This window comes from Moraxella nasibovis, assembly GCF_029581575.1.
GTDB lineage: Bacteria > Pseudomonadota > Gammaproteobacteria > Pseudomonadales > Moraxellaceae > Moraxella > Moraxella nasibovis.
This window is the reverse complement of sequence record NZ_CP089975.1, coordinates 1208529-1233746: the sequence shown is the minus strand read 5'-3', so window position 1 is coordinate 1233746 and position 25218 is coordinate 1208529. Positions and strand designations below refer to the sequence as shown.

Below are 25218 nucleotides of genomic sequence, written 5' to 3'. Positions count from 1 at the left end.
AAAACTACCACAAAATTCGTTCTGAGCGTAGATACCATCTCTCCCCACCCCTTGTCAAGCCATATTATCTATCCTAACTTGTGGGGTGTAGGGAGTTTGGTGTTTGATCACACCAAAGCAGATTTGCACCAATTTACGCATACAAGCACATAAAGCTTGCATTTTGCATTTGCCATTTTGTTGTAAGCGTTCGTATTGGTCTTTAATGTCTGGATTGTACTTGGTGGCAACGACTGCTGCCATATACAGCTTAGCTCTTAATTGAGCATTGCCTGTTTTGGCAAGTCTTGATCTGCCTTTAAACAATCCTGATTCTTGTTGTTTGGGAATCAACCCTAAAAAAGCAGAGACTTGTTTGGCATTGTTAAATTGTTTGGTATTAAACAAACTAAGCATTTGTCTTGACACCACCTGTCCCACTCCTTTGATGCTTTGTAAGAGTGTTTGCTCTTCTTTAAGTTTGGGGTGGTTGTTGATATGAGTGTCAATGTCATCGTTTAATTTGCTGATTGCCAATTTTAATGCCACAATCATCTCGTCAATGGATTGTTTAACAATGGGGGTTGTGTCTGCCACTTCTGCTTTTTCTTTGCGGTTTTCTTCTCGCTGTAAGTCTTCATTTAGAGCATCAAGACGAGAAAGCAAAGACTTTAAATGACGAGCTTCAATACTTGGGGCAATCCAAGCATCAGGGTGGGTGGCTCTGCCATATCTGGCAAGGACAATACTGTCTTTTTTATCTGTCTTTTGTCTTACGCCTAAACTGTCCGCATAGTGTTTGACAAAGGCAGGATTGATGATAGAGACTTTAAAGCCTAAATCGTGTAAATAATACGCCAAAGGTTCGTGATATACCCCTGTGGCTTCCATAATAAGATGAATGTCGTTAAAGCTGACACTTGCACCAAGATTGGTTTTAAGCCAATGAATGATGTGTTCAAAGTCATCAAAGTGATTATTAAAGACTTTGGTTTTGACTTTCATTGTACTTAACTCTTTAAGCCAAGCCACATCCAGCTTGTGCTTGCTAACATCAATACCAACATAATAAGTCATTGTCATCTAGCCTTGTTCATTCAGCGTCATGATTGAAAATCAATCAAGCGCTTGGATACCATTCAGATTGTACGATGATAAGAAAGCTACTTGGGTTTAATCTACGAGACAGCATCAAAGTACTCAGGTTGGGTAGAAACTACCAAGTAACTTAGGGTGATGGTATAATCTACCATGCCATCACCAAGATAGCTAGTCTTGGTGGTGAGATACAAGGTTGGGTTTGGGAGCGAAACCCAACGAAATCAATAAGTTGCATCAAAACGACAGGCTAGTCCCACCTTACATGACCGTACGATTTTGTAGCAATTTTGCCATTCGGTTGGAGTATTTTCAAAACCAAAAAATAAACCTGTCAGATGACAGGTTTATTTTTATTTTTAAGCTTTCATTTAAGACTGAATGCTTAACCGATGATCTTAAAAAACTGCAACAAAAACAGCACCGAAAAGCCACTTAGGAAAATGATGCCTGCGATGGCAAAGTATTTCATAAAGCTGGTTAATTGGCCTTCGGATTTGATGAGTGAGTAGTTCAAATAAGCAAAAATCGGTGCGGTCACAAAGGCACTGATCATGGCAAATTTAAGCAGTGCTGCCATTTGTCCTAGGAAAAATGCGATCAAGATATAAGCGCACACACCAGTAAAAGTCGTCCACAGCTTGACATAGTTTTCGGTAAACTCGGTGGTGCCAGATTTGATCAAAGATTGGCTTTCGGCGTTGGTGCGTCCGTAGCCGTCCATGCAGGTGATTACTGTGCCAAACATACACAAGAATGCCACGAAAGTCACAAGCAGCTTTGACCATGAGCCGATGGTCTGTGTGTACATTTCGATGAGCTGACCGACATAAGCACCGCCTTGCATGGCGATTTCTTGTCCTGAGCCATACTGTACGAACACGCCAAGCGCCAAAAAGAACAGCGCCAGCACGGCTGACACCAAGTAGCCCACATTAAAATCAATCATGCCTTGATAGCGGCTGGTGTGGTCGGTTTTGATTTTTTTGGCGGTCCAGACTGAGGTGATGGCCGAAAATTCAAGCGGTGCTGGCATCCACCCCATCAAAGCGATGATAAAGCCAAGTGCTGCCAGATTCCAAGGTGAGGCTTCGATGAAGTCAGGGGTGACTACCGAAGGCTTGCCAGCTGCGATGAATACAGCGATGATGGTGGCGATGGTAAGGGCTGCGATGATCCATTTGGTGATGTTGTCCAGTGCTTTATAGTGACCTGCGATCAACAAAACCCAAGATGAAATCATGACGATGGCAGACAGCGTCATGGTACTCATCTCCAATGGCAGCATGTGACCTAAGATCACGGCGCACAATAAAGACACCGCGCCTGTGCTGATGATGCCTGAGATGATGCACAGAATGAAAAACACCCACAGATAGACTCTTGATTTTTTGGCGTAGCCTGCAACTAGGCTGTTGCCAGTGCTGTACGCATACTCCGTGCCAAAGCGATAAAATGGGTATTTGAACAGGTTGGCAAGAATGATCATGATTGCCAGCTGCCAGCCGTACAGTGCGCCTGCTTGCGTCGATGAAATCAAGTGCGAACCACCGATCGCCGCCGATGCCATCAAAATACCGGGTCCAAATGCCTTCCAATCTAGCTTTTTGCTTGTGCCGATGTGTGATAAATCAGTCATAAATTCACCAAAGGATTCATAAAAATTCACATACTAAAACAAAAGCGTAAGAAATGCCATCACAATAATGATGAATTTTATTCATGCTATATATATCCAATGGTTATGAAATAGTTATGAAAGTATTTTGATTGTCATGGCTGTGTTGATTTATTGTGATGGGCGGTGGTGAAGGTTTGGGTGGTTTTTCATTCATTGTGCGTTTATTTTATGAGTGTTTTGTGGTAAATTATGCCAAAAGATGCCTGCGTGTGATCGATATGGCTGCTGGCATCTGTTTTGTAAAGACTGTCTAAAAAAATTTTAAAAATAATCTTAAAGCGATAGAGTTTTAAGATGTCATGATAAATTGACAAAAAAAAAGGTGCTTTATGCCAGTTGGAAATGTAACTTTGGTGCCATTGTTGCCGATTGATGGCGTAAAAATTGGCATTACTCAAGCCGCCGTCCGCTACGAAAATCGCCGTGATTTGACGGTATTTGAAATTGCCGAAGGGGCGAATACTGCGGTCGTCACCACCCAAAATGGCTTTGCTGCCGCCCCTGTACAGCTACTTCGTCAGCACATTGTGGCAGACAGCCCACGCCATCTACTGATCAATACTGGCAATGCCAATGCCGCCACAGGGCAGGACGGCTTGGATCGAGCCTATGCCACTTGTCAGGCACTTGCACAAAAAGTAGGCGTTAAGACTGAGCAGGTTTTGCCGTATTCTACTGGCGTGATTGGCGAGACATTGCCCAGCGAGCGTATCATTGCAGGGCTGGACGGTGCTTTGGCGGATTTGCAGGCGGATAACTGGCTAAATGCCGCTCACGCCATCATGACTACCGACACCACACCAAAAGGACACAGCGTCCAGACCACCGTTGATGGCACGACTTATACGATAACTGGCATTAGTAAAGGCGCAGGCATGATTCGCCCAAACATGGCGACCATGCTTGGCTTTGTGGCGACAGACGCTCACATTGAGCAAGGCTTATTACAAACCATCCTAAGCGATTTGACCAACCAAAGTTTCAACCGCATCACCATTGATGGCGATACTTCTACCAATGACTGCTGTACGCTGATCGCCACTGGCAAGGCGGGCGAGCTGATTGACAGCGACACGCATCCGCATTATCAAGCGGTGTATCAAGCCATCAAAGAAGTCATGTTGACCATCGCTCAGCTCATCGTGCGTGATGGCGAAGGGGCGAGCAAATTCATCACGGTGACGGTCAAAGGCGGGAAGTCTACCGAAGACTGTACCAAAGTTGCTTATGCGGTGGCGCATTCGCCATTGGTTAAGACGGCGTTTTTTGCATCTGATCCAAACTGGGGGCGCATCTTGGCAGCGGTGGGCTATGCTGGCGTTGCCATTGATCAGACGCAAGTGAATGTGTCTTTGGACGAAGTACTGATTTGTCAGCGTGGCGGTTTGGCGGACGGCTACACCGAAGAGATGGGGCAGGCGGTCATGAGTCGCCCTGAAATTACGGTGCTGATTGACTTGGGGCAGGGCGACTGTACGGACACTGTATATACTTGCGATTTGTCGCATGAATATGTCAGTATCAATGCCGATTATCGCAGCTGATTGCATCGTTATCCATTGTTGATTTATTTTTTTATTCATTGGGGTTTTTATGACTTTCATCACTGGTTTTCATCGCATTTTGGCGACTTTTGCCAAGAAAAACATCATGATTGTTGCGGTATTGTTAGGCAGCTTGGTGCTGACAGGTTGCGTGCATAAAATCGTCACCACGCCTGTCAAAGTTGCCTACAAGACCACCAAAGGCGTGGCAAAAGGCACGGCTGCCGTGGTGCGTGCTGTGGTGCCAGGCGACAGCAAAAAAGACAAAAAAGACAAAAAAGACGACTGATTTGCTTTTGGTTGTTGTATTTTTGTCACATTGCGTCAGAATGGGGCAATAAAGTTAAGACTTTTTGATAGATTTGCTTTATAATAGCGCCCCTGATTTTTTAGTTTATGGACTTGACTTAGAAGGTCAAGTCTTTTTTTGTGGCTAAGATTGCCTGATGCTTGAAGGCTAGGAGACCAAGGCCACTCATCATTTAGGTTTGTTTATGAAAAAAATCCTCATTACGGTAGCGATTTTGCTTGCGATCATTTTGGTCGCCATTCTCGCTTTTTTATATCGTCCTGTCGCGTCAAAAGCGGTGAATGCTGATGGCGAGACGGTTGATGTCGTGTTGATCGGCGGTGGTATCATGTCTGCCACGCTGGGTACTTATTTGACCGAACTTGAGCCAGATTGGCAAGTGCGTATGTATGAGCGCTTAGATCAAGTGGCTCAAGAAAGCTCAAATGGTCTGAACAATGCTGGCACGGGGCATTCAGGCTTTATGGAAATGAACTACACCGCCGAAGAAAAAGACGGCAGCATTTCTATTGAGCGTGCCGAGAAAATCGCAGCTCAGTTTGAAGTCTCTAAGCAATTTTGGTCGCACCAAGTCAAAGCAGGCGCTTTGGGCGAGCCAACCACTTTCATCAATCCAGTGCCGCACATTGCTTTCGTGTGGGGCGACAGCGTTGATTTTCTAAAACGCCGTCATCAAGCGATGATTCAGTCACCACTGTTTAGCGACATGGTTTATACCGAAGATAAAGCTGTGGTGGGCAGCTGGGCACCGCTTGTCATGCAAGGTCGTGATGAGGCTCAAAAGATTGCCGCCACTCGCATGGACATTGGTACAGATGTCAATTATGGGGCAATCACCACCCAGCTTGTCGATCACCTGAACAAAAACCAAAACTTCAAGCTGTCAGTCAGCTCAGAAGTTACTGGTATCAGCCGTAATGATGACAACACTTGGACGGTGAGTGTCAAAAACTTAAAAGACGGCACAACCACGCACACCAAAGCTCGTCATGTGTTCATCGGTGCTGGCGGTGCAGCAATCAAACTGCTACAAATGACTGGCTTGCCAGAGAGCAAATATTATGCAGGTTTCCCTGTGGGCGGTCTGTTCTTGATGACAGACAAGCCTGAGATTGTCAATGCACACACTGCCAAAGTCTATGGTCGTGCTGAGCTTGGTGCGCCGCCGATGTCTGTGCCGCATATTGACACTCGCTATATCGATGGCAAAAAATATGTGCTGTTTGGACCGTTTGCCACTTATTCTAATAAATTCTTGAAAAACGGCTCGCAAACCGACTTGATGGCAGCAGCCACCAAAGATAACGCCATTCCGATGGCAAAATCAGGTCTTGAAAATTTGGATCTGGTGAAATATCTGATCAGCCAAGTGTCGCTGTCTGACCAACAAAAACTAGCCGAGCTACAAAAATACTACCCAGATGCCAAATGGGAAGACTGGACAGAGGCGCAAGGCGGTCAGCGTGTGCAAATCATCAAGACTTTGCCAAATGAGCCGACCAAATTGCAGTTTGGTACAGAGATTTTTGTTTCAGAAGATGCGTCTGTCAGCGCACTGCTCGGTGCGTCTCCAGGTGCCTCTACCTCGCCTTATATGATGCTTGAACTACTGAGCAAGGCATTCCCGCAAGAAGTGGCAGGCAAGTGGAATGGCAAACTGGCGCAAATCATCCCATCTTATGGGCAAGATTTGGCAAAAGATCCGTTACTGCTAGACCAAGTGCGTACCGAGACCAGCCGTACTTTGGGTTTGGTTTATACCTCAAAGAACAACACGCTGCCTCCGCCAAAAGACGCAGTCACTGTGCCATCACCGACGAAGTTTACGCCATCACCGGATGCCAAAAAGCCGGTGATCGTGGTTGAGCCAAATACTCAAAAACCTGCCGCATAAGCGCACTTGACGCATATAAGCCATAAAAAAGAGCAATGTAATATTGCTCTTTTTTTGTTAAGGCGGTGTTTGTATTTAATGTAAAGTCGTATTTTAGGATGCTAGCACTGGCTAAATCCAACCACCACGCCCACACTGGCTGTGGGAATGCGATTGTCCGCATAGATGGCAAGTCCGCCACGAGCGGTTTCTTTGTATTTATCCATCATGTCTCGCCCAGTCTCTTTCATCGTCAAAATCGCCTTATCCAGCGACACATGGTGCGAGCCATCGCCACGCAAGGCAAGACGGGCAGCGTTGATCGCCTTGACCGACGCCATCGCATTTCGCTCAATGCAAGGCACTTGCACCAATCCTGCAATCGGATCACAGGTTAAGCCCAAATTATGCTCAAGCCCAATCTCGGCAGCATTTAGGCACTGCGCCACACTACCACCCATGACATGAGCCAGACCTGCCGCTGCCATCGCACACGCTGAGCCAACCTCGCCTTGACAGCCGACTTCCGCCCCAGAGATGGATGCATTTTGCTTGATGAGTGCACCCACCGCCCCAGCGACAAGCAAAAATTCTCGCACGCCTTGATAGCTAAATGACGGAATAAAACCACGATAATAATGCAAAACCGCAGGAATGATGCCTGCCGCACCGTTGGTCGGGGCGGTGACGACTTTACCACCAGCGGCATTTTCTTCATTGACCGCAAGGGCGTACAAATCCACCCAGTCCATCGCAAGCAGTCCGCCGTCTGATGATTTGCCGTATTCTTTGGAAAGCTGGTCATACAGGGCTTTGGCACGGCGTTTGACATTTAAGCCGCCGGGCAAAATACCGTCAGTCTTACACCCTTGGGTGACGCACGCCTGCATGACCTCCCAGACTTCGGTCAGATAGTCTTTGACTTCCTCTTCGCTGCGAATGGCAGTTTCATTGACTAGCATCAGCTCGGCGATGTTTAAAGACTTTGCCTCGCAGATGGCGGACAATTCAGACGCCAGCGTAAAAGGATAGGGGAAGTCATGAGTATTATCAGCCGTCGCTTCGGCATTGATTTCTTGGCTATCCATGACAAAGCCGCCACCCACTGAATAATAAGTCTGGCTGATCGTCTCGCCATCGTTAAGCACGGCGTTTAGCGTCATGCCATTTGGGTGAAAAGGCAAAGTCACCTCGTCATACCATACGATGTCTTGATCATAGTTAAATTCAATGTCTTGCACACCGCCCAACTTCATGCGACCTTCTTGTAGTGCAGGTGCTAGGTATTCGTCGGTTTTTGTGGTGTCGATGGTGCGTGGAGTGTGCCCAAGCAAGCCCAATATCGTCGCCGTATCGGTGGCATGACCCTTGCCAGTGGCGGACAGTGAGCCATACAAATCAATACGCACTCGCACCACTTGATGCACCTTGTCGCCAAGCAGTGCCAAAAAGCGGTTCGCTGCCACCATCGGACCTACCGTGTGTGAGCTTGATGGACCGATGCCAATTTTAAATAAATCAAAAACACTGATCATGAACATTCCTTTTGTTATTCATTATTGCGTATTATGCCACAAAATCGACCTTTTTTATCATCTTGGTGAAAATTTAAGGATATTTTAAAAATAAAACCGCACCAAGAATCATATCCGACTGGTTTACTCAGGAATGTTTGGTTTTCTTAATCATTAAGCAGATTGTTATTTATTTTCCTTATCAAATAAGAAAAATTCTCAAAAAGTGTTGCAAATAAGAATTATTGCTGTTATAGTAAGCGCTAAATTCGGCTGATTGATGAATAGCGAGTTTTTTGCCATGCAATCAGCGTGTACAGGAGATGAGTCATGTATGTATGTATCTGCCACGATGTCAAAGACACCCAGATCAAGACTGCTTTGCAGCAAGGCGTAGACGGCATGAAAGGTTTGCAAGATTGCCTGTCGGTAGGCACTTGCTGTGGCTGCTGCGTGCCGATGGTGCAGGATTTGATCGATGAACATCAAGCCAACTTTGTGGCGATTGATGTGATGGCAAGCTAAATGGCTGCTTGACGATCAGATGTGTTGCTTGATTGTTACTGATTACCAGCACACCTTGCGCACCTGACAATCATTCTTATTGATTGATGCTGTCAATCAATATTGATTAACAATTTAATCAAACAAAAATTTAAAAAATCATCTTGCAAATGATACATACTTGCTTTTGCAATCCATTGCTTTATATAAATTACCAATAAAATCAATTAGTTACATATAATTGATTAAGAATCACTTTCTTTTGTTAATCCCTTTGCGCTAATTCATAGCTTTTCTCAATTTAAGACCCATTCGCAGATTGCATTTCGTTATCAGTTCGTTAGCGATACAAAACTTGCCGTGACTTTTGTCGTTTTTGTGTTAATATATCTCCATCTGGATTGGTGAAGTTTGCCAATCGTCATTTTTACACAAAGTTGGAGCTGTCCATGAAATCATCTCAAAAAGTCATTGATTATCTAAATTTCCTACTGGCAGGTGAGCTTGGCGCGCGTGATCAGTATTTCATTCACTCACAAATGTACGCTGAGTGGGAGCTGGGCAAATTGCACGACCGCATCTATCATGAGATGGAAGACGAAACGCTGCACGCACGCCTAATCATCAACCGCATCATCATGCTGGGCGGTACGCCAAACATGCAAGTGGGCGAGATCAACATCGGCGCTGATGTGCCAGCCATGCTAAAAAGCGATCTTGACCTAGAATATGCGGTACAAGAACACCTTAAAGAAGGCATTGCTTTGTGCGAAGCAGAGCGTGACTATGTCACTCGTGATATGCTGGTTAGCCAGCTAGAAGATACCGAGCAAGACCACGCTCATTGGCTAGAAAAACAGCTTCGCCTGATTGACTTGATGGGTCTGCAAAACTACCTACAAAGTCAAACTGCCGAGCCAAATATGGTCGGCGCTGCTCACTGATCTGATGGTCAATCTGAATAATTAAGGGGATAAATGATGAAAGGCGATAAAGAAGTCATCCGTGCGTTAAACGCCGTACTTGGTCAGTCATTGATTGCCATCAACCAATATTTTTTGCACGCACGCATTGTCAAAAACTGGGGCGTCGAAGAGCTCAATGACGCATTTTATAAGCAGTCTATCCAAGAGATGAAATGGTCTGATGAGCTGATTGAGCGTATTTTGCTGCTTGAAGGCTTGCCAAATCTACAAGAGTTGGGCAAGCTGTTGATTGGTGAAACCGTAGAGGAGATTTTGTCTTGCGACCTAAAACTAGAGGAGCGCAAGCACGATGTCTTGCTCGATGCCATTGCTTTGTGCGAACAAAAGCGAGATTTTGTCTCTCGTGAAATTTTGACCAAGCTCAAAGACGGCAACGAAGAGTACATTGACTGGCTAGAAACTCAGCAAGAAAAAATCGAATCCATCGGCATTCAAAACTACATTCAATCGCAAGTGGGCGATGAATAATACGATGATTGCCAAACGCCGACAAGTGTTACTGCTTGTCGGTTTTTGTTTGAAAAAAATCTTTTAAATAAGGATAATTCTTATTTAAAAATCAAAAAATGTGCTATAATAGGCTGATTTGCAAAGAGTATTTTTTTAAAAAATAGTCATAATTTTGGTATTTTCTAAAAGCAATAAACATTTTGCAAAAAAGCCTTTATAATACTCGGTAGGTATTTAAAGTGCACAGCCGTGCCATTTGTCATCAAAGCGTGGCAGTTTGGCAGCACCTTTTATTTCGTCGCCAATTTTGGCAAAACTTCAACTAGGATAACTTTATGACAACTTACTATAAAGATCCCGATCACATCGAAACCCAAGAGTGGCTCGATGCTTTTGAATCGGTCATCAAAAACGCCGACAAAGATCGTGCGCAATTTTTATTAAAATCACTGTACAATATGGCTGTGCAAGAGGGGCTGCCATTCAACCGCCTAGATACCGCCTACATCAACACCATTCCTGTCGAAGATGAGCCCACTTATCCGGGCGATTTGTTCATGGAGCGCAAATTGCGTGCCTTGATTCGCTATAATGCGCTTGCCATGGTCATGCGTGCCAACCAAAACAGCGATGATTTGGGCGGGCATTTGGCGACTTTTGCATCGAGTGCGACCCTTTATGAGACGGGTTTTAACCATTTTTGGCGTGCACCGAGCGAAAACCACGGTGGCGACATGATTTATTATCAAGGTCATGGTGCGCCGGGCATGTACGCACGCTCGTTTCTTGAAGGTCGTCTGACCGAAGAGCAGCTGGTGAATTTCCGCCGTGAAGTCGATGGCAAGGGTCTGTCGAGCTATCCGCACCCATATTTGATGCCTGATTATTGGCAATTTCCAACCGTCTCAATGGGTCTTGGTCCATTGATGTCAATCTACCAAGCCCGTAACCAAAAATACCTGACCAACCGTGGTCTGATCAAAGACGAAGACCGTAAAGTGTGGGCGTTCTTGGGTGATGGCGAGACGGACGAGCCAGAAAGCTTGGGCGCCATCTCGATGGCAGGTCGTGAAAAGCTGGATAATCTTATCTGGGTCATCAACTGTAACTTACAACGCCTAGACGGTCCTGTGCGTGGTAATGGTAAAATCATACAAGAGCTAGAATCGGTATTCCGTGGTGCAGGCTGGCGTGTCATTAAAGTCATCTGGGGCGATCACTGGGACAGCCTACTTGCCAAAGACACCTCTGGCGCCTTAAAAAAACGCATGGAAGAAGTGGTGGATGGTGAATATCAGCTGTACACCGCTCGTGATGGTGCTTTTGTGCGTAAAGAGTTCTTTGGTAAATATCCAGAGCTTGAAGAGATGGCAAAAGACTTGACCGACGAAGAGATCATGCACCTAAACCGTGGCGGTCACGATCCTAAGAAAGTCTATGCTGCTTATGCCGAGGCGATGAAAACCAAGGGTCAGCCAACGGTTATCCTTGTTAAGACGGTTAAAGGCTATGGTCTGTCAAACCAAATCCAATCGGTGAACAAAGCGCACCAAATCAAGAAAATTGACGAAAGCGGCTTGAAATATTTCCGTGATCGTTTTGATTTGCCATTGACGGATGAGCAGCTCAAAGACTTGCCATTTTATCGCCCAAGCGAGGACAGCCCTGAGTACAAATATTTGATGGGTCGTCGTGAGTCATTGGGTGGTCACTTGCCATCTCGTCGTAGCGGTCACATTCCGCTGCCGATTCCTGAGCTGTCTATTTTTGATCAAGTGCTGCAAGGCTCAAAAGGCAAAGAGCAATCAACGACGATGGTCTTTGTGCGTCTGTTGTCAGCACTATTAAAAGACAAATCACTGAATAAATTTGTCGTGCCAATCGTACCAGACGAGGCGCGTACCTTTGGTCTAGAAGGCATGTTCCGTCAGCTGGGCATTTATTCATCAGCAGGTCAAAACTATGTCGCCGAAGATGCTGAGGCTCTCATGGGCTACCGTGAGGCAAAAGATGGTCACATGCTAGAAGAGGGCATCAACGAGGCAGGGGCGATGAGTGCGTGGATTGCGCTGGCAACCAGTTACTCTGTGAACGCCTTGCCGATGATTCCGATGTACATCTATTACTCAATGTTTGGCTTCCAGCGCATCGGTGACTTGGCGTGGGCGGCGGGCGACTGCCAAGCACAAGGTTTCTTGTTCGGTGCGACAGCAGGTCGTACGACACTAAACGGTGAAGGCTTGCAGCACCAAGACGGTCACAGCCACATCTTATTTGGCACCGTACCAAACTGTGTCACCTACGATCCATGCTATGGCTACGAGCTTGCAGTCGTCATGCACGACGGTCTGCGCCGCATGTATGGCGAGGGCGAACGAGTGTATTACTACATCACCTTGATGAATGAAAACTACGAGCACGCTGCCATGCCAGAGGGCGTAGAAGAAGGCATCAAGCGTGGTATGTACCTACTAGAAGACAACGGCGCAAGCCAAGTGCAGCTGCTTGGCTCTGGCGTGATTTTGCGTGAAGTTCAAAAAGCTGCGCGCATCTTAAAAGATGAGTTTGGCATCAGCGCCAATGTGTGGAGCGTGACAAGCTTTAACGAGCTGACTCGTGACGGCATGGCGTGCGATGACTACAACCGCCTACACCCAACCGCCGAGCAAAAGACGCCGTGGGTCACTCAGCAGTTGGCACCGCACAAAGGCATCGTCGTGGCTGCCACCGACTACATGCGTAACTACTCAGAGCAGATCCGTGGCTGGCTACCAGACGCACGCCCATATGTAACGCTAGGTACTGATGGCTTTGGTCGTTCGGACAGCCGTGCTAAGCTGCGCAGTTTCTTTAATGTCAATGCTGAGCACATCGTGGTCGCTACCTTGAAAAAACTTGCCGATGAGGGCGAGATCGATGTGCGCTTGGTGCAAGATGCCATCAACAGCTTTGAAATTGATGCCGATCAGCCACCAGCATGGCAGCCACAGCCACAGTATGACTTCTTCCCAGATGCGCCAGCACCGAAAGTCACTCAAGCACCAAAACCTGTGCCTGAGCTGATTGAAGAAAGTGATGATGCCATCGACCAAGAAGGTCGCAGCGAAGATAAGGCTGATGCGGCATTGCTCAATGACAGCCACATTCAAGAATCAAGCAAATAAATAACCCAAATAATAGGAGAATATGATGGAAATCAAAGCCCCCGATTTGGGTGTGGACAGCGCCGAAGTCGCCGAGATTATGGTCAAAGTTGGCGATGTCATCAGCGAAAATGACAACATCGTCTTGGTCGAGTCTGACAAAGCGTCGGTAGAAATACCGTCGCCAGTCTCTGGAAAAGTCACCGCCATCGCCATCAATGTGGGCGACAGTGTGAGTGAAGGCAGTGTTTTGATGAGCGTCGAGGCGGCAGATGCAGGCGCTTCTGATGATGCCAAGTCTGAGCCTGCCCAAGCGGTTCAAGAAGTCAAAGCCGAAGAAAATAAACCAGAAGAAAGCAAGTCAGAAGACCAAAGTGCTCAAACGCAAGCTGCGTCTGCCAACACAGGCAGCCAAACTTACAACCTGCCTGATCTGGGCGTGGACAGTGCTGAGGTCGCTGAGCTGATGGTCAATGTTGGCGACAGCGTCGAAGAAGGTCAGCCGCTACTTTTGGTAGAGTCTGACAAAGCGTCGGTGGAAGTGCCAGCGCCAGTTGGCGGTGTGGTAGAGGCGATTTTGCTAAAAGCAGGCGACAGCGTGTCGAATGGTCAGGCCTTCATCACCATCGCAGGTGCAGGTGCGGCACCATCGGCAGCGAGCGAGCCTGTCAAAACTGAGCAAAAAGCTGAGCAAAAGGGCGAAGCGAAAGTTGAAACCAAAGCAGAGCCACAAGCTGCCAAACCACAAGCTCAAAGCTTGGCACAAGGCAACAAATTGCCAGAAAACATCGTCAATGAAAAAGCACGCAATGTCCATGCGGGTCCTGCCGTGCGTAAGTTGGCTCGTGAATTGGGTGTGGACATCGGCGCCGTCACAGGCACAGCGGCGCACGGTCGTATCCTAAAAGAAGACTTATTTGGCTATGTCAAATCTGTCATGACAGGGGTGGCGGCTGCACCAAAAGCTGCACCAAGCACCAATGCAGGTTCGGCGATCAGCTTGCCACCATTGCCAGACATGAGCAATAAAGAAATCTGGGGCGAGATTGAGACGGTGGATTTGACACGCCTACAAAAAGTATCAATTCCACAACTGAACCTAAATACGCTATTGCCACAGGTAACGCAGTTTGACCTAGCGGACATTACCGATACCGAAGCGATGCGTAATGAATTGAAGGGCGAATTTAAGGCTCAAGGCATTGGCTTGACCATCTTGGCATTCATCGTCAAGGCGGTGGCGTATGCACTGACTCAGCACCCGAAATTCAACAGCCATGTTTCTGACGACAACACCCAAATGATCATCCGTAAATCGGTGCATATGGGCATTGCGGTTGCGACCGATGACGGTTTGATCGTGCCTGTGATTCGTGATGCTCAAGCCAAAGGCATTCGTCAGCTTGCCATTGAGATTGGCGAACTTGCCAAAAAAGCCCGTGATAAGAAACTGACTGCCAAAGAGCTACAAGGTGCGTCATTCACCATCTCATCGCAGGGCAATATGGGCGGTACTTACTTCACGCCGCTGGTCAATCACCCGCAAGTGGCGATTTTGGGTATCTCTGAATCGACCTATCAGCCACGCTGGAATGGTAAAGAGTTTGAGCCACGCTTGATGTTGCCGTTGTCGCTGTCATACGACCACCGCACCATCAACGGTGCCGATGCTGCCGTTTTTACCCGCTATATTGCCAAGCTGCTTGCTGATCCACGCAAGATTTTGTTGTAATCCAATAATCACAACAAAATCACACAAAAAAGACGGTGAAATAAGCCGTCTTTTTTATTGTCAAATCATTGTAAAATCCCAGCAACTTGGCTATACTGAACGCTAATAGTGCATTCATCCATGTCAATGAGGCTTAAAAATAGGGCGGTTTAATGCGGTTTAATACAGGTTGTTATCAAATTTCACTATTGGCTATTCTTTGTTTGGGTGGTATTGCTCATGCTGACATACCTTTTGCCAAAGATGATTTGGTTGGCAAATGGCGCTGTCACACAGACGACCCAGAGCTAAAATTTCGCAGCGAATCTGTCGTGGAAACCCGTGCTGATGGCACACAAAGCGAAAATTCCACCATGTATCTGGATGATGAAGATTTTGAGTTTTATCAAATTGATCAGGTTCATGCTTTGGCAAAATGGCGACTTGACGATGATGTCATGACTTCATATGACACCATCATTCGTCATTATAAAGTGGATGTGCCAAATTATGATGAGCAAAGCATGGGTGTGTCAAAAGATGCTTTTGTGCTGCTGCAAACGATTTATGGGCGTGCAGAAATTGAAGCGGTAATGACGGATGAGTTACCAGCTCATATTAAATTTATTGACAAAAATACTTACACTTGGGCGGATGTTGGCGAGGATTTCATGTCAGCAGATCGGCAATACTGCACAAGGCTTGACGGCTAAAAGGTGTTTTTAAATACGGAATCAATCATGAAAAAATTACTATTGCCTTTGATGCTATCCTTGTCTGTACTGCCAGCTGATGCGGCGAACTTTACCCGTGAGGATTTGGTGGGCGATTGGCTGTGTCAGGCAAAAGATGAGGGCTATCAACAGCCGGGCTTATTGCGTTACCATGCTGATGGTACGGCAGAAGAGTTTTCTGAAACCATCATGCAAGAAAATTCTTATGCATCGCTTGCCTTGCTTGCATCTCGTTATCGTTGGCAGTTAAAGGGCGATGAGTTGCACATGAGCCAGATGAGTATGGATTTCTACGAATTTTATGAATTTACGCCAAATGGCTTGGTAAAAATGGACGATGCCACCACCGCAGCAATACAAAGCACTGTACTTGCAAGCTTTCAAGAAAATAACTGGCACCATCTTGAATTTGATGGCAAGGACAAGCACCGCTATCGCTTTACAGATGGCTTTACGGGTGATTGTCGACGATTAAAATGATTTTTTGTAAGAATTGTATTTACTAAATATACATAATGTAATTATAAATTCTGTACCTACTATACCTAATTTTTTTAACCAACTCAACAAGTGATATTATGAGCAAATACACACCACCTAAAGTCTGGGGCATCAACGCCGTTAATATGGGCGGTAAATTTGGCAGCACCAACCGCCCAACCGCAGGCGCACGCCACGAACTTGGACTGCCCCAAGGCGACAAACCCTATCAGCTGTACAGCCTAAACACCCCAAATGGTGTCAAGGTCAACATCATCTTGGAGGAATTAAAAGCAGAAGGGCTGCTTGATTTTGATGCTTATAAAATTGACATCATGGCGGGCGATCAGTTTGGCTCAGACTTTGTGACGATCAATCCAAATTCTAAGATTCCTGCGCTGGTGGATCACACTGGTGATGCGCCTGTCAATGTCTTTGAAAGTGGGGCGATTTTGTTGCATCTTGCGCAAAAATATCACAAATTTTTGCCAACAGATACCGCCAAAAACGCCAAAACGCTGTCTTGGCTCATGTGGCAGATGGGGTCTGCGCCTTTTGTTGGCGGGGGATTTGGGCATTTTTATGCTTATGCGCCAGAGCCGATCGAGTATGCCATCAATCGCTATACGATGGAAACCAAGCGTCAGCTGGATGTGCTGAATCAACACTTGGCGCACCGCAGCTACATCGCCTGCGATGAATACACCGTAGCAGACATGGCGATTTATCCGTGGTATGGCTGGCTGGTGCTGGGCAAATTGTATGTCGGTGATGACTATGATGCGGCTAAGTTTTTGAGCGTTGATGACTACCCAGAGGTGCAGCGCTGGGCAAGACACATTGCCGAGCGTCCTGCGGTACAGCGTGCCGAGAGCCTTGTGCTAAGTCCGATTAAATAATAAAAAGTCCGCTGATGAGTTGTCAGCGGATTTTTTTATCAAAACTGATAACTTACCCCAAGTCGTGTCGTACTGGCAAGTTTATCATCGGTCATTGGGCTGTCTTTTTGGGCTGATGACAGCCATTCGATGCGCTGATTGGCAAATACAGAGATGCGGTCGTTCATGTCATAATTAACCATTACCGAGGCAAAAGGGCTGATGCCGTCGCCTGCTTTATATTCTGACACGCCTGTGCGCACGCTTTCGCCAGCCGATACGCCGTAGTAGTAGTTGTTGTAGTGCTTGTCTTGCCACGCCACGCCAAATGATGGATAAATGGTGAATTTATCTTTTTTAAAGCGGCTGATGTGCGACAAAGTGACGACTGTACCGTCATGACGAGACAGGGCGTCGGTGGCGATTTTTGCCTTAAATCCGCCAATGGGGCTGACATACATATAGCTGGCATGCGCCATGACAGAGGCTTTGCGCTCATCTAAGCCCTTGATGTCCAAATGCGCGTCATCAGGGTCAAACGATGTGCCATCATAAGCGATGCCAAGGCGGGCGTGATGCTGATTGTCTTTATAGGGATAATATCCTGCTTCACCGCCTTCAATGTACCAGCGATGATTGTCATAAAAACCGTGTGGCGCAACCGCCAAAGCACTGTCGGATTTGTAAGCGTCATTGGAATGACTGAGGTTTAAGCCTAGTTTGAGCTGGGCAGTTGTATCAACAGGTAGGCGTTCGGCATGGGCTTGTACAGACAGCGCGCCAACAGCCGCCATTAAAAAATAAGTCTTGTTCATAGTATTTTTGAATGTTGGTGTAAAGTATTTGCTATTATACCATAAAATTCACAAATGCCTTGTGGTGATTGTAGATTATGATGCACGATAATATCAGTTATCTGTGGGTTTCGTTGGCTCAACGACATTATTTAATTTCTACTATTGTAGGCGGCGTCAAATTAATTGGAGGCAATCACTAAAAAGCCCCAACTTCATTGTTAGGGCTTTTTATTTGTTTGGCTTTTTTGCTGATAGTTTATTCGCTATAAGCCAAGCTGATTTTTTCATCTGCTTTTTGTTTGCTGACAGGCTGTACACTCACCTTCGCCAGACCCTGTGATAAGGGCGCAAGCTGCGAGAAAGCTTTTTTGCTCAAATCAATACGACCTTTTTTACCGATGCGGTCATTGACTTTGCAAATGATGGATTGTCCTGTTTTGACATTCGTCACTTCAACATGAGTGCCTAGGGCGTAGTTATTTAAGGCGCAGGTCATGCCTTGATTGCTAAAAACTTCCCCGCTTGCTGTCTTACGACCGTTGAATTTATCCGCATAGTAAGAGGCAGTGGTGTTGGCGTGGGCGGCTTGTGCTGCAATGGCAGTCAATAATAAAGCACCGATATAATTTCGCATTAAGTACCTATTTGGTTAGAATGAGCGCTCAGTATAATCCATTCAATAGCAAAACGCCATAGTTTGGACGTCATTACATTGTAAAGTTACAAAAAACTAACGATGCAGATGAGTTTGGTTTATTATATTGTTATTTGTTATATTGCCTTGATAATTTTATGGCTGACTGCCGCCTGCATGAGTGGCTTGGCAGAGGTTGCCTAATTCTTTTGTTTTGTTTATAATAAAACTCATTTAATGTTTGGATTTGACAGTTTTAATTTAATTGTTCATTGAATTTTGAATCAAGTTTAATCTTTAATAAGAGGGTGAAAAAATGACAATCTTAGCCATGAAAGATCTGGATTTATCAGGAAAGCGTGTACTGATCCGTGAGGATTTGAATGTGCCGATCAAGGACGGCGTCATCACCAGCGATGTGCGATTGCAAGCGGCTTTGCCTACCATTAAAGATGCGCTCAGCCAAGGTGCGGCGGTCATCGTCTGCTCGCATTTGGGTCGTCCGACCGAAGGCGAGCCTGAGGAGAAATATTCATTGGCGCCGATTGCTGATTATTTGGCAAAAGCGTTGGGCTGTACGGTGCATTTTTCTAAAGATTACCTTGATAATGGCGTTGATGCCAAAGCAGGCGAGGTCGTACTGCTTGAAAATGTGCGCTTTAACCAAGGTGAGAAGAAAAATTCAGCCGAATTGTCCGAGCAATACGCCGATCTGTGCGATGTGTTTGTGATGGATGCTTTTGGCACGGCGCACCGAGCGCAAGCATCGACTGAGGGTGTGATTCGTGCCGCCGCTCAACAGGGCAAATCGGTGTGCGCTGGCAATCTGTTGGCGGATGAGCTTGATGCTTTGTCTCGTGCACTGGATAATCCTGAGGCGCCAGTACTTGCCATCGTGGGTGGCTCGAAGGTCTCAACCAAGCTTGATGTGCTATTAAGCCTTGCCAATCTTTGCGACAGCATCGTGGTGGGCGGCGGCATTGCCAATACTTTCTTGGCAGCGACAGGCGTGAATGTCGGTGCGTCACTTTATGAGCCTGATCTCATCGACACCGCCAAAACCATCATGCAAAAAACCAATATCTTGCTACCAAGCGAGGTCGTCGTCGCCAAAAAATCTCAAATCAACTTCGATGATTTCTTAGGCTCGCTTGAAAACGCCGATGCCATCGTCAAATCGGTCAATGACATCGCTGATGACGAGATGATCTTGGATGTCGCAGAAGACAGCGCCCATCAGATTGCTGACGCCATCAAGGCTGCCAAAACGATCCTTTGGAATGGTCCTGTGGGCGTGTTTGAGGTGGATAAATTTGGCACAGGCACCGAGATTTTGTCAAAGGCGGTCAAAGACAGCGCAGGATTTAGCATTGCAGGTGGCGGTGATACCTTGGCTGCCATCGACAAATATGGCGTGGCGGATGATGTCAGCTATCTATCGACAGGCGGCGGGGCGTTCTTGGAATTTGTTGAAGGCAAGGTATTGCCCGCCATCAAGGCGCTTGATGACGCAAATGCCTAACTCATTCAAACTATTTTGTTAAATTTTGTTGCATTTTTTAGATTAGGTCTTGTAAATTTTCATTGACAAAGCTAAACTAATAGCAATTAAGCACAAAATGGATGGGCGATGCGCTACATCCATTTTGTGCGATTAGCAAATGGTTATAGGTCGTATAAGACCGTATAAGATTAAAATTTGAGAGCTGTCATTATGAAAAAACTACTCATCGCCGCATCTACCATTGGCATTTTGGCTGTTTTGTCGGCGTGCAGCCAACAAACTAAAGATAAGGCTAGTGAAACTGTGGAAGCCGCTAAGACTGACATCGCAGCCAATACCAGTCAAGTCGCCAAAGAGGCAGAGTCAGCCGCTCAAAGTGCTGCTGAAACTACCAAAAATGCCGTGCAAGCAGCCGCCGATACGACTTCTGAGGTTGCCAAAGAAGTGGGTGCCAGAGCAGATGCCGCCACCAACCCAAACAGCGCCGAATCTCAAGTGCCTGAAGAGCAAAAGTACTGATTCTATGGTACACTCACCCAAAAGCCCGCAAGATTTTGTCGGGCTTTTTTGATGAATTTATCGGATTTATGCTGATAAATTCTTAAATTTTTGTTATAATCCTCCAAAGGTATTTATTTATAACTTTATAACGAGCATTTAGGAGCTTTTTTATGGCATTAGTATCACTTCGTCAGCTACTTGACCACGCAGGCGAGCATGCTTATGGTTTACCTGCATTTAATGTCAATAACCTAGAACAAATGCGTGCCATCATGATGGCAGCAGACAAGACCGATTCGCCTGTGATCGTACAAGCATCGGCAGGCGCAAGAAAGTACGCAGGCGCGCCCTTTTTGCGTCATTTGATTTTGTCAGCCATTGAAGAGTGGCCGCACATTCCTGTCGTCATGCACCAAGACCACGGCACCAGCCCAGCCGTTTGCCAGCGCTCAATCCAGCTTGGCTTTAGCTCGGTAATGATGGACGGCTCTTTAAAAGAAGACGGCAAAACGCCAGCCGACTACGACTACAATGTGTCAGTGACTCGTGAAGTCGTCAAAATGGCGCATGCTTGTGGCGTGTCTGTTGAAGGCGAAATCGGCTGTTTGGGCAGTCTTGAGACTGGCATGGCAGGCGAAGAAGATGGTGTGGGTGCAGAAGGCGTGCTAGATCACAGCCAGCTTTTGACTTCGGTGGAAGAAGCTCGCCAGTTTGTCGCTGATACCAATGTCGATGCACTCGCCATTGCGGTGGGTACTTCGCACGGTGCGTACAAATTCACTCGTCCGCCTACTGGCGACATTCTAGCAATCGACCGCATTAAAGAGATTCATGAAGCTTTGCCAAACACGCACCTTGTGATGCACGGCTCAAGCTCTGTGCCACAAGAATGGCTACAAATCATCAACGAAAACGGCGGTCAAATCGGCGAAACTTATGGTGTGCCAGTTGAGCAGCTGGTTGATGCCATCAAGCACGGCGTGCGCAAGATTAACATTGACACCGATTTGCGTTTGGCAAGCACGGGTGCGATCCGTAAATTCTTAAATGACCATCCAGCAGAATTTGACCCACGCAAATATCTGGCGGCATCGATGAAAGCGATGGAAGAGATCTGCGTGGCTCGTTATGAAGCTTTCGGTGCGGCAGGTAATGCCAGTAAGATTCGCCCAATTTCACTTGAAAAAATGGTAGAATATTACAAATAATTCATTGCTAATGACATAAGGGCGTAAGAGTTTACGCCCTTATTTTGTGGTTGTTATTGTTCTGTGGTGGCGTGGTAAGAATTGGGAGTGTGAAATGATTGGAATGGTTAAAGGCTTGGTGTGTCAGCTCAATGCACCGATGGCGTGTGTGATGACGGCAAGTGGTGTGGGCTATGAGATTGAATTGCCCATTCCTGCCTTTTGTCAGTTGTCATTAAATGGCGAAGTGTTGATTCATACGCACCTGCATGTGCGAGAAGATGCACAGCTTTTGTATGGCTTTGTCGACAAACAAGACCGTGATGTGTTTAGAAAACTCATCAAAATTAATGGCGTGGGCGCAAAAATGGCACTTGCCATGCTCTCTGCATTGTCCGCCAGCGAGCTTAAGCGTGCGGTAGAGCAAGAAGATGATTCTGCTTTGGTGCGCATTCCAGGCATTGGCAAAAAAACCGCCCAACGACTCATCATAGAGCTTAAAGGCAAGCTTGGCGAGTTCGGCAGCATGGTGGAGTTTGGCGGACAGGGCGAGTTTTTTGATACCAATGTCAGCCAAAGCAACCAAATGCACGCCATCGCCGAGGTGGAAAGTGCTTTGATTGGGCTGGGTTATAAGGAAAAAGAGGCGCAATCTGCCATCAAAAAAGCCCAAGTTGACTTAGAAGAGATCAATACCTCTGCATTATTAAAAGCCGCCTTAAAACAGCTGTCGGGCTTTTGATGACCTTGCGGTAATTTTTGGGCAAGGGGGCGCAGTCCTTGCCCGCTCATCGTCATTCTGCGATAGACAGCATGTCCATCAAGGCTTGCGTGCTGGCTGAGCGTGTGAGGTTTGGATTGACAACTACGCCCAGATGTCTTTGCAGCTCAAAATCTTCTGCCATGTCGATTTTCACCAAATCTTGATTGATCAATGTCTCAGGCAGCACCGACCAGCCCAGCCCAATGGAAACAAGCATTCTGATGGACTCCAAAGGGTTGGTGGTCATGGTGGCGTAGGGGCGCAGATTGTGGCGGTTAAATTCGGCAAGTGTAATTTGACTCGTGAAGGTATTCGCCGCAGGTAAGATGGCAGGGTGATGCGCCAGTTGGAGCAGGGTGACATTGTTTTTTTGAGCCAGTGAGCTTAATGTCCCTGTCACAAAGTACAAAGGATCGCTCCATAGCGTGTGATAATTTAGACGCAAATCATAAGTGGGCGGCAGGGTTAAAAACGCCAAGCTGACATCGCCATCAAGCACCGCTTTATGCGCCTCTTCTGAGTCCATGAATTGCACTTCAAGCTGCACCGCAGGATAAGTCTGGATAAAGCGCTTTAGCACTGGGGCGAGATGGTGCAAGCCGATGTGATGACTGGTGCCGATGACAAGCTTGCCGCTGGCGGTCTCTTTGGAGTGCTGCAAGCTTGCACGGCAAGATTCATAATCATCAAGCCATTTTTTGGCATAGGGCAGCAGCTCATGTGCCGCAGGGGTGGCGATGATGCCTCGACCGACCGTGTCAAATAGCGTCACGCCAAACTCACTTTCTAGGTTTTTGATGCGCTTACTTACCGCAGGCTGAGTGATGAACAGCTTTTCAGCCGCACCAGAAATGCTGCCAGTCTGCATGACCGTGGCGAAAGTCGTGAGATTGATGGTGTTCATAAGTCATTTCCATAAAATTGAATGTTGCTTATTTTAATAAAAAAAAGTTTGGAAATAAATAAATATTTTATTTTTTTATTTATTGTTACAAAATAATCCCATGAAAAAAGGTTTGGCTGCATTTTTATTTATTACCAATCGTTTTTCTAAGTGATAAAAATTATAAACTATTTTTATCAAAATTTTATGATATAATGATGAAAATTTTACCCAGACCATTTAAGTTAATTTTAAACAGCGGAGAATTATAATGGCAGGCACTCAAACAACTGGCAAAACCCTTTACGACAAACTTTGGGACGACCATTTGGTTAAACAGCGTGATGATGGTTCATCGCTTATTTATATTGACCGTCAATTATTGCATGAAGTCACCAGCCCGCAAGCCTTTGAAGGTCTGCAACTTGCCGGGCGTAACCCTTGGCGACTGTCGGCGAACATCGCCACACCTGACCACAATGTGCCGACTTCCACAAAGGAGCGTTCAGAGGGCATTTCGGGCATTGAAGACGACACTTCTCGCATTCAAGTCAAAACTTTGGACGACAACTGCAAAACCTTTAATGTCGTGCAATTTGGCATCAATGACGAGCGTCAAGGCATTGTCCACGTTGTTGGGCCTGAGCAGGGGCTGACTTTACCAGGTATGACGGTGGTGTGTGGCGACAGTCATACCGCCACGCATGGGGCTTTGGGCTGTTTGGCTCACGGCATTGGCACCAGTGAAGTAGAACACGTGCTTGCCACGCAATGCCTTGTGCAAAAGAAAATGAAAAATATGCTCGTGCGTGTGGACGGCAAACTTGGCAAAGGCGTTACGCCCAAAGATGTGATTTTGGCGATTATTGGCAAAATCGGCACGGCAGGTGGGACGGGCTATGCCATTGAATTTGGTGGACAAGTGTTCCGTGATATGTCCATTGAAGGGCGTATGACCGTCTGCAATATGGCGATTGAAGGCGGTGCAAGGGTGGGGCTTGTGGCGGTTGATGACAAGACCATTGACTATGTCAAAGGTCGTCCGTATGCTCCGACAGGCGAGAACTGGGATAAAGCCGTTGCCTATTGGAACACTTTGCATTCTGATGATGACGCTCATTTTGATGCGGTGGTGGTGCTAAATGGTGATGAAATTGAACCACAAATTTCGTGGGGAACTTCGCCTGAAATGGTCATTCCTGTGTCCGCCAATGTGCCAACACTTGATATGGCGCGCGACGATGTGCAAAAAAATGACTGGACGCGTGCCTATCAATATATGGGCTTGACGGCAGGTCAATCATTGTCTGACATTACCCTTGATCGAGTTTTTATTGGTTCTTGTACCAACTCTCGTATTGAAGATTTGCGTGAGGCGGCAGCCATCGCCAAGGGCAAAAAAGTCGCTCCAACCATCAAGCAAGCAATGGTAGTGGCAGGTTCTGGACAGGTTAAAAAACAAGCTGAACGAGAAGGTTTGGACAAGATTTTCTTGGACGCAGGTTTTGAATGGCGTGAACCAGGTTGCTCAATGTGCCTTGCGATGAATGCCGATAAACTGCAATCAGGCGAGCATTGTGCCAGTACATCAAACCGTAACTTTGAAGGTCGTCAAGGTAATGGCGGTCGCACGCACTTGGTTAGCCCTGCAATGGCAGCAGCGGCGGCGATTTATGGGCATTTTGTGGATGTCAGAACGGTGGCGTAATTGAAACCGAGCAACCTTTTAAAGATTGATACGCTCAATCAAGAATGGTATGATAAAGACGGCGTGTTATTGCACGCCTGTTTTCAACTGCTCGTTAATTTTATTCACGAAGAAACCAGCTTTATCAATAAAGATATTGAAGATTTTATTGATTGGGAAGAAGATGAAAATCGTAAACTTGCCAAACAAGAAATGTTGTTTTTATATGATTGGTGGCAAAAATACAATAGTGAAGAAGTTAAAAATTTACCAAATTGGGAAAATAATGAATTGGAAAATGAAATGCTAAAACGCCTAATTGATGTGCGTTGGACAATGTGGACTTGATTAGTATTGGTAAAATATTTTAAATTCAC

Annotated in this window: 22 protein-coding genes and 1 pseudogene; 17 read left to right on the top strand and 6 right to left on the bottom strand. The window is 46.4% G+C overall.

From position 1 onward, the window contains the following. Positions 1–54: 54 nt before the first annotated feature. Both LU290_RS05935 and LU290_RS05930 read right to left on the bottom strand, forming a co-directional pair. Complete coding sequence (locus LU290_RS05935) at positions 55–1056, bottom strand: IS110 family RNA-guided transposase (RefSeq protein ID WP_277807698.1); 1002 nt, start codon at positions 1054–1056, stop codon at positions 55–57. A gap of 406 nt (positions 1057–1462) precedes the next feature. Continuing rightward, positions 1463–2716, bottom strand: a complete 1254-nt coding sequence (locus LU290_RS05930; RefSeq protein WP_277807697.1) for an NRAMP family divalent metal transporter — start codon at positions 2714–2716, stop codon at positions 1463–1465. Positions 2717–3087: 371 nt separating this feature from the next. Here LU290_RS05930 and argJ point away from each other — a divergent pair, with 371 nt between their 5' ends. The 3 genes and pseudogenes from argJ to mqo form a co-directional block, all read left to right on the top strand. Next, positions 3088–4302: a bifunctional glutamate N-acetyltransferase/amino-acid acetyltransferase ArgJ gene (argJ, locus tag LU290_RS05925; protein ID WP_277807696.1), complete on the top strand. Its 1215-nt coding sequence runs from the start codon at positions 3088–3090 to the stop codon at positions 4300–4302. A gap of 106 nt (positions 4303–4408) precedes the next feature. Then, the gene (locus tag LU290_RS05920) at positions 4409–4591 is read left to right on the top strand and encodes an NF038104 family lipoprotein (RefSeq protein ID WP_277809569.1); all 183 of its coding nucleotides are present in this window, start codon (positions 4409–4411) and stop codon (positions 4589–4591) included. A gap of 205 nt (positions 4592–4796) precedes the next feature. Beyond that, positions 4797–6404 (top strand): annotated as a pseudogene (gene mqo / locus LU290_RS05915) (malate dehydrogenase (quinone)); the annotation flags it as partial. Positions 6405–6607: 203 nt separating this feature from the next. Here mqo and LU290_RS05910 read toward each other — a convergent pair. Further along, complete coding sequence (locus LU290_RS05910) at positions 6608–8020, bottom strand: L-serine ammonia-lyase (RefSeq protein ID WP_277807695.1); 1413 nt, start codon at positions 8018–8020, stop codon at positions 6608–6610. 309 nt (positions 8021–8329) lie between these two features. Between LU290_RS05910 and LU290_RS05905 the strand changes: the two genes are divergently transcribed. The 8 genes from LU290_RS05905 (at position 8330) to yghU (ending at position 16906) form a co-directional block, all read left to right on the top strand. Next, entirely contained in the window at positions 8330–8524 is a 195-nt protein-coding gene (locus tag LU290_RS05905; protein ID WP_277807694.1) for a (2Fe-2S)-binding protein, read from the top strand. Positions 8525–8952: 428 nt separating this feature from the next. Continuing rightward, on the top strand, positions 8953–9447 hold the full coding sequence (bfr, locus tag LU290_RS05900) for a bacterioferritin (RefSeq protein ID WP_277807693.1): 495 nt from the start codon (positions 8953–8955) through the stop codon (positions 9445–9447). Positions 9448–9483: 36 nt separating this feature from the next. After that, positions 9484–9957: a bacterioferritin gene (gene bfr / locus LU290_RS05895; protein ID WP_277809568.1), complete on the top strand. Its 474-nt coding sequence runs from the start codon at positions 9484–9486 to the stop codon at positions 9955–9957. Positions 9958–10274: 317 nt separating this feature from the next. After that, positions 10275–13103 carry a pyruvate dehydrogenase (acetyl-transferring), homodimeric type gene (gene aceE, locus LU290_RS05890; RefSeq protein ID WP_277807692.1) on the top strand — a complete coding sequence of 943 codons (2829 nt, stop codon included), beginning with the start codon at positions 10275–10277 and terminating at the stop codon, positions 13101–13103. A gap of 25 nt (positions 13104–13128) precedes the next feature. Then, a complete protein-coding gene (locus tag LU290_RS05885) occupies positions 13129–14814 on the top strand; it encodes a dihydrolipoyllysine-residue acetyltransferase (RefSeq protein WP_277809567.1) in 1686 nt (561 codons plus the stop codon). A gap of 152 nt (positions 14815–14966) precedes the next feature. After that, entirely contained in the window at positions 14967–15506 is a 540-nt protein-coding gene (locus LU290_RS05880; RefSeq protein ID WP_277807691.1) for a hypothetical protein, read from the top strand. A 27-nt stretch (positions 15507–15533) separates the two neighbouring features. After that, entirely contained in the window at positions 15534–16007 is a 474-nt protein-coding gene (locus tag LU290_RS05875; RefSeq protein ID WP_277807690.1) for a hypothetical protein, read from the top strand. Positions 16008–16105: 98 nt separating this feature from the next. After that, positions 16106–16906 carry a glutathione-dependent disulfide-bond oxidoreductase gene (gene yghU / locus LU290_RS05870; protein WP_277807689.1) on the top strand — a complete coding sequence of 267 codons (801 nt, stop codon included), beginning with the start codon at positions 16106–16108 and terminating at the stop codon, positions 16904–16906. A gap of 38 nt (positions 16907–16944) precedes the next feature. Here the strand turns inward: yghU and LU290_RS05865 are convergent, their stop codons facing one another. Then, entirely contained in the window at positions 16945–17700 is a 756-nt protein-coding gene (locus LU290_RS05865; protein WP_277807688.1) for a MipA/OmpV family protein, read from the bottom strand. A 238-nt stretch (positions 17701–17938) separates the two neighbouring features. After that, positions 17939–18316 carry a septal ring lytic transglycosylase RlpA family protein gene (locus LU290_RS05860; protein ID WP_277807687.1) on the bottom strand — a complete coding sequence of 126 codons (378 nt, stop codon included), beginning with the start codon at positions 18314–18316 and terminating at the stop codon, positions 17939–17941. Positions 18317–18632: 316 nt separating this feature from the next. Here LU290_RS05860 and LU290_RS05855 point away from each other — a divergent pair, with 316 nt between their 5' ends. The 4 genes from LU290_RS05855 (at position 18633) to ruvA (ending at position 22250) form a co-directional block, all read left to right on the top strand. Then, entirely contained in the window at positions 18633–19838 is a 1206-nt protein-coding gene (locus tag LU290_RS05855) for a phosphoglycerate kinase (RefSeq protein WP_277807686.1), read from the top strand. A 192-nt stretch (positions 19839–20030) separates the two neighbouring features. After that, complete coding sequence (locus LU290_RS05850) at positions 20031–20339, top strand: entericidin (RefSeq protein WP_277807685.1); 309 nt, start codon at positions 20031–20033, stop codon at positions 20337–20339. A 152-nt stretch (positions 20340–20491) separates the two neighbouring features. Beyond that, complete coding sequence (gene fba, locus LU290_RS05845; RefSeq protein ID WP_277807684.1) at positions 20492–21529, top strand: class II fructose-bisphosphate aldolase; 1038 nt, start codon at positions 20492–20494, stop codon at positions 21527–21529. Positions 21530–21623: 94 nt separating this feature from the next. After that, positions 21624–22250, top strand: coding sequence for a Holliday junction branch migration protein RuvA (gene ruvA / locus LU290_RS05840; protein WP_277807683.1), 627 nt, complete (start codon positions 21624–21626; stop codon positions 22248–22250). A gap of 52 nt (positions 22251–22302) precedes the next feature. Here ruvA and LU290_RS05835 read toward each other — a convergent pair whose 3' ends face one another. Next, positions 22303–23175, bottom strand: a complete 873-nt coding sequence (locus tag LU290_RS05835) for a LysR family transcriptional regulator (protein ID WP_277807682.1) — start codon at positions 23173–23175, stop codon at positions 22303–22305. Positions 23176–23425: 250 nt separating this feature from the next. Here LU290_RS05835 and leuC point away from each other — a divergent pair, with 250 nt between their 5' ends. Then, positions 23426–24862 carry a 3-isopropylmalate dehydratase large subunit gene (gene leuC, locus LU290_RS05830; RefSeq protein ID WP_277807681.1) on the top strand — a complete coding sequence of 479 codons (1437 nt, stop codon included), beginning with the start codon at positions 23426–23428 and terminating at the stop codon, positions 24860–24862. Then, the gene (locus tag LU290_RS05825) at positions 24863–25189 is read left to right on the top strand and encodes a hypothetical protein (RefSeq protein WP_277807680.1); all 327 of its coding nucleotides are present in this window, start codon (positions 24863–24865) and stop codon (positions 25187–25189) included. It begins immediately after the preceding gene. Positions 25190–25218 lie beyond the last annotated feature (29 nt).